The sequence below is a fragment of the Sphingomonas sp. BK481 genome (assembly GCF_014194875.1).
In the GTDB taxonomy this organism is placed as follows: domain Bacteria; phylum Pseudomonadota; class Alphaproteobacteria; order Sphingomonadales; family Sphingomonadaceae; genus Sphingomonas; species Sphingomonas aerolata.
Genome location: NZ_JACIAP010000001.1, coordinates 165,864 through 179,947, shown reverse-complemented (window position 1 = coordinate 179,947; position 14,084 = coordinate 165,864). Strand labels below are relative to the sequence as shown.

The 14,084-nt window shown below is 66.3% G+C and carries 8 protein-coding genes; 4 read left to right on the top strand and 4 right to left on the bottom strand.

From position 1 onward, the window contains the following. Window positions 1–98 precede the first annotated feature (98 nt). The 3 genes from tal to rpiA all read right to left on the bottom strand — a co-directional run bounded on the left by tal (window position 99) and on the right by rpiA (window position 4,061). Complete coding sequence (gene tal / locus FHY04_RS00775; protein WP_183935089.1) at window positions 99–1,223, bottom strand: transaldolase; 1,125 nt, start codon at window positions 1,221–1,223, stop codon at window positions 99–101. After that, entirely contained in the window at window positions 1,223–3,316 is a 2,094-nt protein-coding gene (tkt, locus tag FHY04_RS00770; RefSeq protein WP_183935088.1) for a transketolase, read from the bottom strand. Before tkt ends, tal begins: the two co-directional genes overlap by 1 nt. Before the next feature lie 70 nt (window positions 3,317–3,386). Continuing rightward, window positions 3,387–4,061 (bottom strand): ribose-5-phosphate isomerase RpiA, encoded by a 675-nt coding sequence (gene rpiA / locus FHY04_RS00765; RefSeq protein WP_183935087.1) that lies wholly within the window; start codon window positions 4,059–4,061, stop codon window positions 3,387–3,389. Between the two features lie 516 nt (window positions 4,062–4,577). On the opposite strand from rpiA, the gene FHY04_RS00760 reads away from it, so the two are divergent. The 3 genes from FHY04_RS00760 to FHY04_RS00750 are packed head-to-tail and all read left to right on the top strand — an operon-like array spanning window position 4,578 to window position 10,624. Next, the gene (locus tag FHY04_RS00760) at window positions 4,578–5,768 is read left to right on the top strand and encodes an efflux RND transporter periplasmic adaptor subunit (protein WP_183935086.1); all 1,191 of its coding nucleotides are present in this window, start codon (window positions 4,578–4,580) and stop codon (window positions 5,766–5,768) included. Between the two features lie 6 nt (window positions 5,769–5,774). Then, window positions 5,775–9,050, top strand: coding sequence for a multidrug efflux RND transporter permease subunit (locus tag FHY04_RS00755; protein WP_042467751.1), 3,276 nt, complete (start codon window positions 5,775–5,777; stop codon window positions 9,048–9,050). Continuing rightward, on the top strand, window positions 9,047–10,624 hold the full coding sequence (locus FHY04_RS00750) for an efflux transporter outer membrane subunit (protein WP_183935085.1): 1,578 nt from the start codon (window positions 9,047–9,049) through the stop codon (window positions 10,622–10,624). The genes FHY04_RS00755 and FHY04_RS00750 overlap by 4 nt, the downstream gene beginning before the upstream one ends. A gap of 46 nt (window positions 10,625–10,670) precedes the next feature. Here the strand turns inward: FHY04_RS00750 and FHY04_RS00745 are convergent, their stop codons facing one another. Further along, entirely contained in the window at window positions 10,671–11,108 is a 438-nt protein-coding gene (locus FHY04_RS00745; protein ID WP_260171254.1) for a phasin family protein, read from the bottom strand. Between the two features lie 262 nt (window positions 11,109–11,370). Here FHY04_RS00745 and acnA point away from each other — a divergent pair, with 262 nt between their 5' ends. Beyond that, window positions 11,371–14,055, top strand: a complete 2,685-nt coding sequence (acnA, locus tag FHY04_RS00740) for an aconitate hydratase AcnA (RefSeq protein ID WP_031396444.1) — start codon at window positions 11,371–11,373, stop codon at window positions 14,053–14,055. Window positions 14,056–14,084 lie beyond the last annotated feature (29 nt).

The following is a 14,084-nucleotide window of genomic DNA, read 5'->3' as shown; positions in this document are numbered from 1 at the left end:
GACGTCGAGCGTGTCGAGACGACGTATCGAGGGACATGTACCTCGATACGGTCTCTCGGCTTCGCTCGATCCCTACTCGGCACGAGCGGGAACGTGTCTTACGCCGTCGCCGGCTGCTTCTTAGCGATCGACCCGAGAAGGTCGTCGAACGCCTTCACGAACGAGGCGACGCCCTCTTCGACCAGCGTGCCGGTCACGCCGGTGAGGTCGAGCCCGAGCCGCTCGGCTTCCGCCAGCACATGCTTCGCGCCATCGACATCCGCGGTGATCGTCTCCGCCGCGGTGCCATGGTCGCGAAACGCGTCCATCGTCTTGGGCGGCATCGTGTTGACCGTGTCACGGCCGATCAGCGTGTCGATGTAGAGCGTGTCGGGATAGCTCGGATCCTTGACCCCGGTCGACGCCCACAACAGCCGCTGCGGCTGCGCGCCCTTGGCGGCGAGCGCCTGCCAGCGGTCCGACTTCAGGAAGTCGAGATACCATTGATACGCCATCTTCGCATTGGCGATCGCGACCTTGCCGCGCACTGCCTTCAGCGCATCCGCCTCGGCATCACCCTTTTCGAGCCGTGCATCGATCTGCTTGTCAATCATCGTATCGATCCGGCTGACGAAGAAGCTCGCGACGCTGGCGATCCGGTCGATCGGCTTGCCCTCGGCGACGCGCTTCTCGAGTCCTGCCGCATAAGCCTCGGCGACGCGCACATAGGCGTCGATCGAGAACAGCAAGGTCACGTTGACGTTGATCCCTTCCGAGATCGCGGTCGAGATCGCCGGGCCGCCCGCAAGCGTCCCCGGGATCTTGATCATCAGGTTCGGCCGGTCGACCGCCGCCCACAGCTTGCGCGCCTCGGCGATCGTCGCGTCGGTATCGTCCGAGATATAGGGCGACACTTCGAGGCTGACATAGCCGTCCTTCGCGTCGAGCCGGTCATACACCGGCTTCAGCGTCTCCGCCGCCGCCTTGATGTCCTGGATCGCGAGATGCTCGTAGCGGTCGATCGTCGCCGCGCCGGGGCTCTCCTTGTCGAACTTCGCGAGCGTCGAGTCATAGGCCTCGCCGTGGCCCATCGCCTTTTCGAAGATCGACGGGTTGGACGTGACACCGGTCAGCCCGTCTTCGTCGACCAGCTTCTGGAGACCACCGGCCTCCAGGAACTTCCGGTCGACGAAATCGAGCCAAACCGCCTGGCCGAAGCCTTCGAGATCGTTGAGCGCACCCATCACTTCGTCTCCATTACCTGGCGGGCCACCTTGACGACATTGTCGACGGTGAACCCGAACTTGTCCTGCAACTTCGCGAGCGGTGCCGAGGCACCGAAGGTCGACATCGTCACGGTCGCGCCGTCGAGCCCGACATAGCGGTCCCAGCCGATCGACCCGGCCATCTCGATCGCGACGCGGGCGCGCACGCCACGCGGCAACACGCTTTCCTTGTAGGCGGCGTCCTGCAGTTCGTAGCGATACCAGCTCGGCATCGACACGACCCGGCTCTTCACGCCGTCCGCGACCAGCTTCTCATGCGCGTCGATCGCCAGCGACACTTCGCTGCCCGTCGCGATCAGGATCACGTCGGGCGTGCCGTCACAATCGGCGAGCACATAACCGCCCTGCGCAACGCCGTCGGCGCTCGCATATTTGGTCCGGTCGAGCGTCGGCAGCGCCTGGCGCGACAGGATCAGCGCGGCGGGCGTGCTGGCGTCCTTCAGGACCGCCTTCCATGCCGCGACGACCTCGTTCGCGTCGCTCGGGCGGATCGTGTCGAGACCCGGGATCGCACGCAGCGTGGCGAGATGCTCGATCGGCTGGTGCGTCGGGCCGTCCTCGCCGACGCCGATCGAATCGTGCGTGAACACCCAGACCGCGCCGACCTCCATGATCGCCGACAGGCGCACCGGTGCGCGCATGTAATCGACGAAAACGAGGAAGGTGGAGCCGTAGGAGCGCAGATGCGACAGCGCCATGCCGTTGACGATCGCGCCCATGCCATGTTCGCGAATGCCGAAATGGAAGTTGCGGCCGGCATAGTTGTTCGCCTCGAACGAGGGCTGGCCCTTGATGTCGGTCTTGGTCGACGGCGCGAGATCCGCCGAACCGCCGATCAGCCACGGCACCTTGGCGGCAATCGCGTTGAGCACCTTGCCACCCGAGTCACGGCTGGCGACGCCCTTGGGATCGGCCTCGAACACCGGAATGTCCGCATCCCAGCCCTCGGGCAGCTCGTCCTTGAGCAGCAGGTCGAGTTCGGCCGACAGCTCGGGATATGCACCCCGATACTTGCCGGTCAGCGCGACCCATTCGTCACGCAGCTTCGCGCCACGCTCTGCGATCGCACCGTTGAAATGCTCGATCACGCCGTCGGGCACGTAGAAGGACTTGTCCTCGGGCCAACCGTAAGCCTGCTTGGTGAGGCGGATATTCTCGTCGCCGAGCGGCTCGCCATGGGCCTTCTCGCTGCCCGCCTTCGGGCTGCCGTAACCGATCACCGAATGCACGACGATGAAGGTCGGCTTGTCGGTGGTCGCCTTGAACGTCTCGATCGCACGGCTCAGCGCAGCGGTGTCGTTCGCGTCGTCGACATGGATGACGTTCCAGCCGTAAGCGTCGAAGCGCAGGCCGACATCCTCGTCGAACGCGAGATCGGTCGCGCCCTCGATCGAGATGTGGTTGCTGTCGTAGATCCAGCACAGATTGCTGAGCTTCAGATGCCCGGCCATGCTCGCCGCCTCGGCGGAGACGCCCTCCATCATGTCGCCGTCACCACAGATGGTGTAGACGTCATGGTCGAACAGCGTGAAGCCGTCCTTGTTGTAGCGCGCCGCGAGCCAGCGCTCGGCGATCGCCATTCCGACCGAATTGCCGCAACCCTGGCCGAGCGGCCCGGTCGTGGTCTCGACACCCGTGGTGTGGCGATATTCGGGGTGACCCGGCGTCTTGGACGAAAGCTGGCGGAACTGCCGGATGTCCTCGAGGCTGACCGCCTCCTTGCCGCTCTTCTCGCCGTCCGCGCTGATCTCTTCGATCTTGGCGAGGTGGATCAGCGCATAGAGCAGCATCGACGCATGGCCGACCGACAGGACGAACCGGTCGCGATTGGGCCAGTCGGCGTGCTTGGGATCGTAGCGCAGGAATTTCGACCAGAGCGTGTAGCCGACCGGCGCGAGCGCCATCGGCGTGCCGGGATGGCCCGAATTGGCCTTCTGCACCGCGTCCATCGACAGCGTGCGGATCGTATCGATCGTCAGACGCTCGGGCGAACCGTCCTCGTGCAGGTTCGGATCCGCCTTCATCGTGGGGGCGGTTGCGGTATCGGTCATGAAAGAAAGCCTCGCTCTAGACGGTGACCGAACGCCGCGCATCCGATCTGGTTGCCAACATAGGATGCCTTTAGGCGGATGCACCCGAGCGTTCCAGTCGCGTAACGACGCCTTTCGATGCAATATACGCGGCATCGACCTCGTCGACGAACAATCCGTGGCCCAGCACGCCGGGAATCGCGGCCAGCACCGCCGCCAGCGCATACGGGTCGTCGAGCGTAGGAAACCGGCAATCCGCGACAAGATTGTCCTGATCCGTCCGATAGTTGGGGCGAATCACCGGCGTTCCGCCAAGGTCGCTCAGCACGCGCATCACATAGGCCCGCGCGAAGGGCAGCAGCTCGACCGGCAGCTTCGCCGCGCCGATCCGTTCGACCCGCTTCGATCCGTCCGCAATCACGACCATCCGTGCCGAGCTTGCGGCGACGATCTTCTCGCGCAGCATCGCCCCGCCCGCGCCCTTGATCGCGAAACAGCGCGCATCGATCTCGTCCGCGCCGTCGATCGTCAGGTCGACCTGCGCGATATCGGCAAAGTCGAGCACCGCGATACCCACCTGCCGCGCCAGCGCGCCGCTCGCCTCGGACGTGACGACGGCGCGGACGTCGAGCCCCGCCGCGACCCGCTCGCCCAGCGCACGGATCGCGAACGCCGCGGTCGACCCGGTACCCAGCCCGACCAGCATCCCGTCCCGAACCTCCGCCACCGCCGCCACCGCCGCCGCCTGCTTGTCGTCATCGATCATGTGTTGCGCCTTTCAAACCAACTGCGCCCGATCCAACCCACCCGCGCCCTTCCCCCCTCCCCGTTCGCCCTGAGCGAAGTCGAAGGGCATGCCCCAAGAGACGGTGCTTCGACTTCGCTCAGCACGAACGGGGGGGGGGAACGAACGGATAAACGAAACGAACGGATTGGGGCGACACGAATGGGTTGGGGAACACGAACGGATCAGGAATACGAACCGATCAGCGGAATCATCGCAACAGCCCCCCCCCCAAACCCCCCCGTCATCCTGACGAAAGTCAGGATCCAGAGCCACCAACGATCCCCTCGCGACCCCGGATCCCCACCTTCGTCGGCATGACGGAAACACCAGAAAACACCCCCACCAACAAACCAGGTTACTCTTTCTTCCCTATTTTTCGCGTCCGCTTTTCAACTGACATACTTCTGGTACATCCGCATGGTTTAGCCGGCCCTCATCTGATCGCGGATACCCCACTTGATAGCCAAACGACTTACCCCTTGGCGCTACGCCGTGATGGCACCCGCGCTGATCGGCCTCGCGGCCTGTTCCGGTGGCGGCGGCGATGCCGCAAAAGGCAAGGGCAAGGGCGGTCAGCCGGGTCAGGGCACCCCGACCGTCGGCTATGTCGTGATCCAGCCGTCGAGCGTCGCGATGACCACCGAACTCAGCGGCCGCACGACCGCGTTCGAAAGCTCGGACGTCCGCCCCCAGGTCACCGGGATCATCCGCCGCCGCTTCTTCACCGAGGGCACGCTCGTGAAGAAGGGCCAGCCGCTCTACGAGATCGACCCGCGCCTCTATCGCGCCGCCGCCAACGAGGCGCAGGCGAACCTGCAGAGCGCGCGCGCCAATGCCGAGGCGCAGGGGATCCTTGCGCAGCGCTACAAGCCGCTCGCCGAGATGGAGGCGATCAGCAAGCAGGACTATACCAACGCGATCGCGACCTCGCGCCAGGCGACCGCCTCGGTCGCGCAGACCCGCGCCGCGCTCGAGACCGCGCAGATCAACCTGAAGTTCACGACCGTCCCCGCGCCGATCACCGGGCGGATCGGCCGCTCGCTGTTCACCGTCGGCGCGCTCGTCTCCGCGACTCAGACCGATCCGCTGTCGCAGATCCAGCGGCTCGACCCGATCTTCGTCGACATCCAGCAGGCCTCGGGCGACCTGCTCGCGCTGCGCCGCTCGCTCGGCCAGAACGGCATCGTCCCGACCCGCGCCGAGGTGCGCCTGAAGCTCGAGGACGGCAGCGATTACGGCGCGACCGGCTCGGTCGAATTCGCCGAGGCGCTGGTCAACACCGAGACCGGCACCGTGACGCTGCGCGCGCGCTTCCCCAATCCCCAGGGGCTGTTGCTGCCCGGCATGTTCGTCCAGGCGAAGTTCGCGCAGGCGATCAACCAGCGCGCCTTCCTGGTGCCGCAGGCGGGCGTCGCGCGCGACGCGAAGGGCAATGCGACCGTCTATGTCGTCAGCGCCGACAACAAGGCGGTGCAGAAGACGATCAAGGCCGACCGGACGCAGGGCCCCTATTGGGTCGTCACCAGCGGGCTCAACCCCGGCGACCGGATCATCACGCAGGGGCTGTCGAAGATCGCCCCCAATCAGAGCGTGAAGCCGGTCCCCGAAAACACCGCGCAAAAGATCGAAGCGCCCAAGGGCGAGTCCTTGGGTGGCGATAAGGCCAGCCAGAAAAAGGCCGGCTAGACCCTTATGTTATCCCGTGTCTTCATCGATCGCCCGATCTTCGCATGGGTGCTCGCGATCATCGTGATGCTCGGCGGCATCGGCGCGATCATGAGCCTGCCGATCGCGCAATATCCCGACGTCGCGCCGCCACAGGTGACGATCCGCGCGACCTTCCCGGGCGCCAACGCACAGACGATCCAGAACAGCGTGACGCAGGTCGTCGAACAGTCGCTGACCGGGATCGACGGGCTGATCTATTTCAGCTCGTCCTCGTCGTCGCGCGGCTCGGTGACGGTCACGGTCACGTTCGAAAAGGGTACCGATCCCGACATCGCGCAGGTCCAGGTCCAGAACCAGGTCCAGCAGACGCTCTCCCGCCTGCCCACCCAGGTGCAGCAGCAGGGCCTCGTCGTCCGCAAGTCCAACCCGGACAACCTCCTGATCGTCGGCGTCTATGACGAGACCGACAAGCTGACCAACCAGGACGTCTCGGACTATCTCGTCTCGAACCTCCAGGATCCGCTCGGCCGTATTCCCGGCATCGGCGACAGCAACGTGTTCGGCGCGCAGTATGCGATGCGCATCTGGCTCGACCCGAACAAGCTGGCGAGCTTCCAGCTGATCCCGAGCGACGTCACGACTGCGATCCAGGCGCAGAATACCGAGGTCGCGGCCGGCGAGCTCGGCGGCCAGCCCCAGCCCGACACGCAGATGCTCAACGCGACCGTCACCGCGCAGTCGCGTCTCCAGACGCCCGAGCAGTTCGCCAACATCATCCTGAAGACCACCAACACGAGCGCCACGGTCAAGCTGCGCGACGTCGCGCGGATCGAGCTGGGCGCCGAAAACTACAACGCACGCAGCCGCGTCAACGCGCATCCTGGTGCGGGCATCGCGGTGCTGCTGGCCCCCGGCGCCGACGCGCTCAAGACCGCCGAGCTGGTCAAGGCCTATGTCGAGAAGTCCGCCAAGAGCTTCCCGCCCGGCCTCAAATTCGCTTACGCCAACGACACGACCAACTTCATCAAGCTGTCGATCGAGGAGGTCATCAAGACGCTGATCGAGGCGGTCATCCTCGTCGTCATCGTCATGTTCGTGTTCCTGCAGAGCTGGCGCGCGACGCTGATCCCGACGATCGCGGTGCCGGTCGTGCTGCTCGGCACGTTCGGCGTCTTCTATCTCGCGGGCTTCTCGATCAACACGCTGACGCTGTTCGGGCTCGTGCTCGCGATCGGCCTGCTCGTCGACGACGCGATCGTCGTCGTCGAGAATGTCGAGCGCCTGATGGAGGAAAATCCCGACATGTCGCCGCGCGAGGCGACGATCGAGTCGATGAACGAGATCACCGTCGCGCTGGTCGCGATCGCGCTCGTCCTGTCGGCGGTGTTCCTGCCGATGGCGTTCTTCGGCGGGTCGACCGGCGTGATCTACCGCCAGTTCTCGCTGACGATGGTGTCGGCGATGGTGCTGTCGGTGCTCGTCGCGCTGATCCTGTCGCCGGCGCTGACCGCGACGTTGCTCAAGCAGAAGAAGAAGGATGCCGACGGCAATCCCGAACAGAGCTGGGGCGAGCGCAAATTCCCGAAGGTCGCGCATTTTTTCACGCGCGCGGGCGACAAGTTCAACGACACGTTCGAAAAGGGTACCAGGAAATACGTCGGCGCCGTCCAGTCGGTGGTCAATCGCAAATGGCTGTTCCTGCTGATCTATGCCGCGGTCGTCGCGCTGCTCGCGGTGATGTTCCTCCGCCTGCCCACGGGCTTCCTGCCGACCGAGGACCAGGGCACCGGCATCGTCCAGTTCCAGCTGCCCGCGGGCGCGACGCAAGGGCGCACCTTCGCGCTGCAGAAGCAGATCGAGAAATATTACTTCACGAACGAGAAGGCCAATGTGAGCACGATGTTCACCGTCAGCGGCGGCGGTGGCGGTGGTGCGAGCGGGCAGAATACCGGCCAGGGCTTCGTTTCGTTCGCGCCGTGGGAAAACCGTGAGGGCAAGGAGAATACAGCCGAGGCGATCACCGGGCGCGCGGCCCAGGCGTTTGCGGGTTTCCGCGATGCGCAGGTCTATTCGCTCGTCCCGCCGGCGATCCGCGGTCTCGGCTCGTCGAACGGCTTCACGATGCAGCTGCAGAACAGCGGCAGTCTGAGCCAGACCGAATTCAATGCCGCGCGTGACAAGCTGCTCGCGCTCGCCCGCGCCGATTCCTCGCTGACCGCGATCCGCCTGACCGAATTGCCCGACGTCGCCACGCTGCGCGTCGATGCCGACCAGCAGAAGCTATCGACGCTCGGGCTGACCCAGGCGAACGTGAACTCGACGCTGTCGACCGCCTGGGGTGGCCAATATGTCAACGACTTCATCGACCGCGGCCGCGTGAAGCGCGTCTATGTCCAGGGCGACGCACAGTTCCGCGCCGCGCCTTCGGACCTGAGCCAGTGGTTCGTCCGCGGATCGAACGGCCAGATGGCGCCCTTCTCCTCGTTCGCGCGGACCAGCTGGTCGCAGGCGCCGACGACGCTGTCGCGGTTCAACGGCATCTCGTCCTACGAGATCCAGGGGTCGGGCGCGGCGGGCGTCAGCTCGGGCGACGCGATGACCCGGATCGCCGAGCTTGCCGGGAAGATCCCCGGCACCTCGGTCGCCTGGTCGGGCCTGTCCTATCAGGAACGCCTGTCCTCGGGTCAGGCGCCGATCCTCTACGGTCTGTCGCTGCTCGTCGTCTTCCTGTGCCTCGCCGCGCTCTATGAGAGCTGGTCGATCCCGATCGCGGTGCTGCTCGTCATCCCCTTGGGCCTCGTCGGCGCGATCCTCGCGGTGACGCTGCGTGGGCTCATCAACGACGTGTATCTCCAGATCGGGCTGCTGACGACGATGGGGCTCGCGGCGAAGAACGCGATCCTGATGATCGAGTTCGCCGAACAGGAAGAGCGCAAGGGCAAGCGCGTCATCGAGGCTGCGCTGTCCGCCGCCAAGATCCGTCTTCGTCCGATCCTGATGACGTCGTTCGCGTTCATCCTCGGCGTGCTGCCGCTCGCGCTGTCGACCGGTGCGGGCGCGAACAGCCGCATCGCGATCGGTACCGCGGTGGTCGGCGGGATGCTGACCGCGACCCTGCTCGCGATCTTCTACATCCCGCTGTTCTTCGTGCTCGTCCGCCGCGGCGCGCGCGACGGCATCGCCAAGTTGCGTGGTCGCCCGACCGGCTTCCACGGCGGCGAGGATGATCATGACGGTCGCGATTCCGAAAAGCTCGGCCCTCCCGAACAACCAGGCCCCCACCGGCCGGAGCCCGCATGATGCGTTCGCCACTCCTGATCCTCGCCGCGTCGACCGTGCTTGCGGGCTGCTCGCTCGCCCCCAAATACGTTCGGCCCGAGCTGCCGACGCCGGTATCCTGGCCGGTCGGCGACGCCTATCTGCGTCAGTCGGAGGCGGCGCTGCCGGCCTTCACCTACCGCGACGTGTTCCGGGACCCGCGGCTCCAGCAGATCATCGTCCAGGCGCTTGCGAACAACCGCGACCTGCGCGTCGCCGCCGCGAACATCGCCGCGACCCGCGCGCAATATCGCATCCAGCGCGCCGACCTGCTCCCCCAGATCGATGCGAGCGGGCGCTACAGCTATTCGGGCGGCGGCAATGGCGCGCGCAGCACCGCGACGAGCAACACGGGCACGGGCACGGGCACGGGCGGCACAGGAACCGGGACAGGCACCGGCACGGGCGGTACCGGCACGGGGACCGGCGGCACCGGCACGGGCGGGACCGTCGTCAGCTCGTCCAGCTCGAACAGCGCCTTCTCGGTCGATCTCGGCACGACCGCGTTCGAGCTCGACCTGTTCGGCCGCATCCGCTCGCTTACCGGTGCCGCGCTCAACCGCTATTTCGAGACCGAGGCCGCGGCGCGTGCGACCCGGTTGACGCTGGTCGGCGACATCGCCGATGCGTGGCTGACCTATGCCTCCGACCAGAGCCTGCTCAAGATCGCGCAGGACACCGTCGCCAGCTCGCAGCGTAGCGTCACGCTGACCCAGGCGCGGCTCCGCGGCGGCGTCGCGCCGCGCACCGACCTGCGCCAGGCCCAGCAGATCCTCTTCACCGCGCAATCCGACCTCGCGACCCAGAAGACCGCACTCGCGCAGGATATCAACGCGCTGCAACTGCTCGTCGGCGCGCCGGTCGACGCCGCGCTGATGCCCGCCTCGATCGAGCAGGCGCTGCCGACCGTCGCCACCCTGCCCGCCGGCCTCGACAGCGGCATCCTGCTCCGCCGGCCTGACGTCGTTCAGGCGGAATATGAGCTGCGTGCGACCAATGCCGAGATCGGCGCGGCGCGTGCCGAGCTGTTCCCGCGCGTCTCGCTCACCGGTCTGCTCGGCTTTGCCAGCAGCGCGCTGACCTCGCTGTTTTCGGGCGGCGCGTTCAACTATTCTGTCGCGCCCTTGATCAGCTACCCGATCTTCCGCGCCGGCGCGGGCGTCGCCAATGTCGAATATACCAAGGCGCAGCGCGATGCCGCGCTCGCGACCTACGAGAAATCGATCCAGACCGCGTTCCAGGAAACCGCCGACGCGCTCGCGCGCCAGGGCACGATCGCCGATCAGCTCGCCGCCAACGTCAATTTCGCGGCGGCGGCGCAAGACACCTATCGCCTGTCCGACGCGCGCTATCGCGGCGGCATCGACACCTTCCTCAGCTCGCTCGACGCGCAGCGTTCGCTCTACACCGCGCAGCGCAACCTCGTCGCGACGCAGCTCGTCGGCGCGAGCAACCGCGTCACGCTCTACCGCGTGCTCGGCGGCGACTCGACGCTCGAGGCGACCGCCAACGGACCGCGGCCGGTCACCGCCACCGGCGCACCGCGCGCCGAATAAGCCGGTCGCGCCGGGCCGATCCGGTCGGCCCGGCGCGGGGTAAGGATCAGCCGCCCTTCATCGGCGTGACCGCGTCGCGCCCGAACCGCATGATCAGCTCGCCGATCTCGCGCGCCTGGCTCATGCTGCGCTCGCTCTGTGTCCGCAGATAGTCGCTCTGGATCTTCATCACGTCGGTCAGGTCCTTGGCGGACGCCGCCTCGCGCATCGCCGCGAACGCCTCGCGCGTGTTCTGTTCGGCCTGGTCGATCATCTTCGCGCCGATCGTCGATCCGTTCTCCGCCATCTTGCGCCCCGATTCCTTCAGCGCCTCGCCGGCGCGCTTGGCGGGTTCACCGAAATGATCCGAAAACGCGGCCTGCGCGCGCTGCGCATCCGCCTGCATCCGGTCGGTCGCGGTCTTCGCTGCACCCGCGGCCTGGTCGGTCGCGGCCTTTGCCCGATCAGCACCCTTGTCGATCGCGGCTTTGACATCGTCTGACATATTTACGGTCCTCTCCATTCCGGCGTGCTTGCTGCATCGACCTTCGACGGGCCCGAAGCATAACCGGTTGTGGCCCGGTCGCAATGTAAGTCGCGCACGCGAAACCGCGTCTCAGGCAAAACCCGCCCTTCCCCCGCCCGCCCCCCCTTGCTAAGGCCCCGGCAGTAACCGCATTCAGGTCGGTCCCCTACGCGCCCCCGCGGTCCCATAGGCCGCTTTCCCCTCGGCGCCCGGCGGCCCGACGCCCACGGGAAGGACCCCTATGACTGCCATCGGCCAGGACACCCTCAAGACCCGCACGAGCCTTTCGACCGGCGGCAAGTCCTATGACTATTACAGCCTCGCCAAGGCCTCCGAACAGCTCGGCGACATCAGCCGCCTGCCCTTCTCGATGAAGGTGCTGCTCGAGAACCTGCTGCGCTTCGAGGACGGCGTCACCGTCACGCGCGACGACATCCAGGCGATCGTCGACTGGCAGAAGGAGCGTCGCAGCGACCGCGAGATCCAGTATCGCCCGGCGCGCGTGCTGATGCAGGATTTCACCGGCGTGCCCTGCGTCGTCGATCTCGCCGCGATGCGCGACGCGATGACCAAGCTCGGCGGCAACCCCGAGAAGATCAACCCGCAGGTTCCCGTCCACCTCGTCATCGATCACTCGGTGATGGTCGACGAGTTCGGCACGCCCAAGGCGTTCGAGGATAACGTCGATCTCGAGTACGAGCGCAACATCGAGCGCTACGAGTTCCTGAAGTGGGGCAGCAAGGCGCTCGACAATTTCCAGGTCGTCCCCCCCGGCACCGGCATCTGCCACCAGGTGAACCTCGAATATATCGGCCAGGCCGTCTGGTCGTCGGCCTCGTCGGGTGATCACGGCGACGGCACGATGATCGCCTATCCGGACACGCTGGTCGGCACCGACAGCCACACGACGATGATCAACGGTCTCGGCGTGCTCGGCTGGGGCGTCGGCGGGATCGAGGCCGAGGCGGCGATGCTCGGCCAGCCCGTGTCGATGCTGATCCCCGAAGTCGTCGGCTTCAAGCTGACCGGCGCGCTGAACGAGGGCATCACCGCCACCGATCTCGTGCTCACCGTCACGCAGATGCTGCGCGCCAAGGGCGTGGTCGGCCGCTTCGTCGAGTTCTTCGGCCCAGGCCTGTCTTCGATGACGCTCGCCGATCGCGCGACGATCGCCAACATGGCGCCGGAATATGGCGCGACCTGCGGCTTCTTCCCGATCGACGACAAGACGCTCGATTACATGCGCCTCACCGCGCGGTCTGACGAGAATGTTGAGCTGGTCGAGGCGTACGCCAAGGCCAACGGCTTCTGGCGCGACGAGAATGCCGAAGACCCCGTCTTCACCGACACGCTCGAGCTCGACATGGGCTCGGTCGTCGCATCGCTCGCCGGCCCGAAGCGCCCGCAGGACCGCGTCAGCCTCAACAAGGTCGACGAGGTGTTCAACAGCGACCTCCACAAGCTCTACCACAAGGAGCAGCCCGAGCGCGTCGCGGTCGAGGGGCGTGAGCACGACATCGGCGACGGCGACGTCGTGATCGCCGCGATCACCAGCTGCACCAACACGTCGAACCCGTCGGTGCTCGTCGCCGCCGGCCTCGTCGCCCGCAAGGCGAACGCGCTGGGCCTCAAGTCGAAGCCCTGGGTGAAGACCTCGCTCGCGCCGGGTTCGCAGGTCGTCACCGACTATCTCGACAAGGCCGGCCTCACCGCCGACCTCAACGCACTCGGCTTCAACCTCGTCGGCTATGGCTGCACGACCTGCATCGGCAATTCGGGCCCGCTGGCGCCGGCGATTTCGTCGGCGATCAACGAGAACGACCTCGTCGCGGCGTCGGTCCTCTCGGGCAACCGCAACTTTGAGGGCCGCGTCTCGCCCGACGTCCGCGCCAACTTCCTGGCCAGCCCGCCGCTCGTCGTCGCCTATGCGATCAAGGGCACCGTCACGACCGACATGATCGAGACGCCGCTGGGTCAGGGCACCGACGGCCAGGACGTGTATCTGCGCGACATCTGGCCGACCAACGAGGAAGTCCGCAGCACGATGGACGCCAACATCGACGCATCGATGTTCGGTGCGCGCTACGGCGACGTCTATGCGGGCGACTCGAAGTGGCGCGAGATCGACGTCACGGGTTCGGACACCTACGCCTGGCGCGCAGGGTCGACCTATGTCGCCAACCCGCCCTATTTCGAGGGCCTCAGCATGACGCCGTCGCCGGTGCAGGACATCATCGACGCCAAGCCGCTCGCGATCCTCGGCGATTCGATCACCACCGATCACATCTCGCCCGCAGGCTCGATCAAGGCGGACAGCCCGGCCGGCCGTTTCCTCCAGGAGCATCAGGTCAGCAAGGCCGACTTCAACAGCTATGGCGCCCGTCGCGGCAACCATGACGTGATGATGCGCGGCACCTTCGCCAACATCCGCATCAAGAACGAGATGGTCCCCGGCGTCGAAGGCGGCATGTCCAAATATGACGGCGAGGTCATGGCGATCTACGACGCCGCGATGCGCTTCAAGCAGGACGGCACGCCGCTCGTGATCGTCGCGGGCAAGGAATATGGCACCGGTTCGTCGCGCGACTGGGCGGCCAAGGGCACCAACCTGCTCGGCGTCCGCGCGGTCATCACCGAGAGCTTCGAGCGTATCCACCGCTCGAACCTGGTCGGCATGGGCGTGCTGCCGCTGCAGTTCGCCGAAGGCACCGATCGCAAGACGCTCGGCCTCGACGGCTCGGAGACGTTCACCATCCTCGACGTGGCGAGCATCCGCCCGCGTCAGGACGTGAGCGTGAAGATGACCCGCGCCGACGGCACCAGCGAGACGTTCCAGACCAAGTGCCGGATCGATACCGTCAACGAGCTGGAATATTTCCTCAACGGCGGCATCCTGCACTACGTCCTGCGCAAGCTGGCCGCCTGATCCGGCGACGTCGTCCCGGAGCAATCCGG

What these genes read in the sequence shown, in the direction of transcription:
- tkt (WP_183935088.1), bottom strand. Translation starts at nt 3,316, where the DNA reads ATGACCGATACCGCAACCGCCCCCACGATGAAGGCGGATCCGAACCTG.
- tal (WP_183935089.1), bottom strand. Translation starts at nt 1,223, where the DNA reads ATGGGTGCGCTCAACGATCTCGAAGGCTTCGGCCAGGCGGTTTGGCTC.
- FHY04_RS00755 (WP_042467751.1), top strand. Translation starts at nt 5,775, where the DNA reads ATGTTATCCCGTGTCTTCATCGATCGCCCGATCTTCGCATGGGTGCTC.
- rpiA (WP_183935087.1), bottom strand. Translation starts at nt 4,061, where the DNA reads ATGATCGATGACGACAAGCAGGCGGCGGCGGTGGCGGCGGTGGCGGAG.
- FHY04_RS00760 (WP_183935086.1), top strand. Translation starts at nt 4,578, where the DNA reads ATGGCACCCGCGCTGATCGGCCTCGCGGCCTGTTCCGGTGGCGGCGGC.
- acnA (WP_031396444.1), top strand. Translation starts at nt 11,371, where the DNA reads ATGACTGCCATCGGCCAGGACACCCTCAAGACCCGCACGAGCCTTTCG.
- FHY04_RS00750 (WP_183935085.1), top strand. Translation starts at nt 9,047, where the DNA reads ATGATGCGTTCGCCACTCCTGATCCTCGCCGCGTCGACCGTGCTTGCG.
- FHY04_RS00745 (WP_260171254.1), bottom strand. Translation starts at nt 11,108, where the DNA reads ATGTCAGACGATGTCAAAGCCGCGATCGACAAGGGTGCTGATCGGGCA.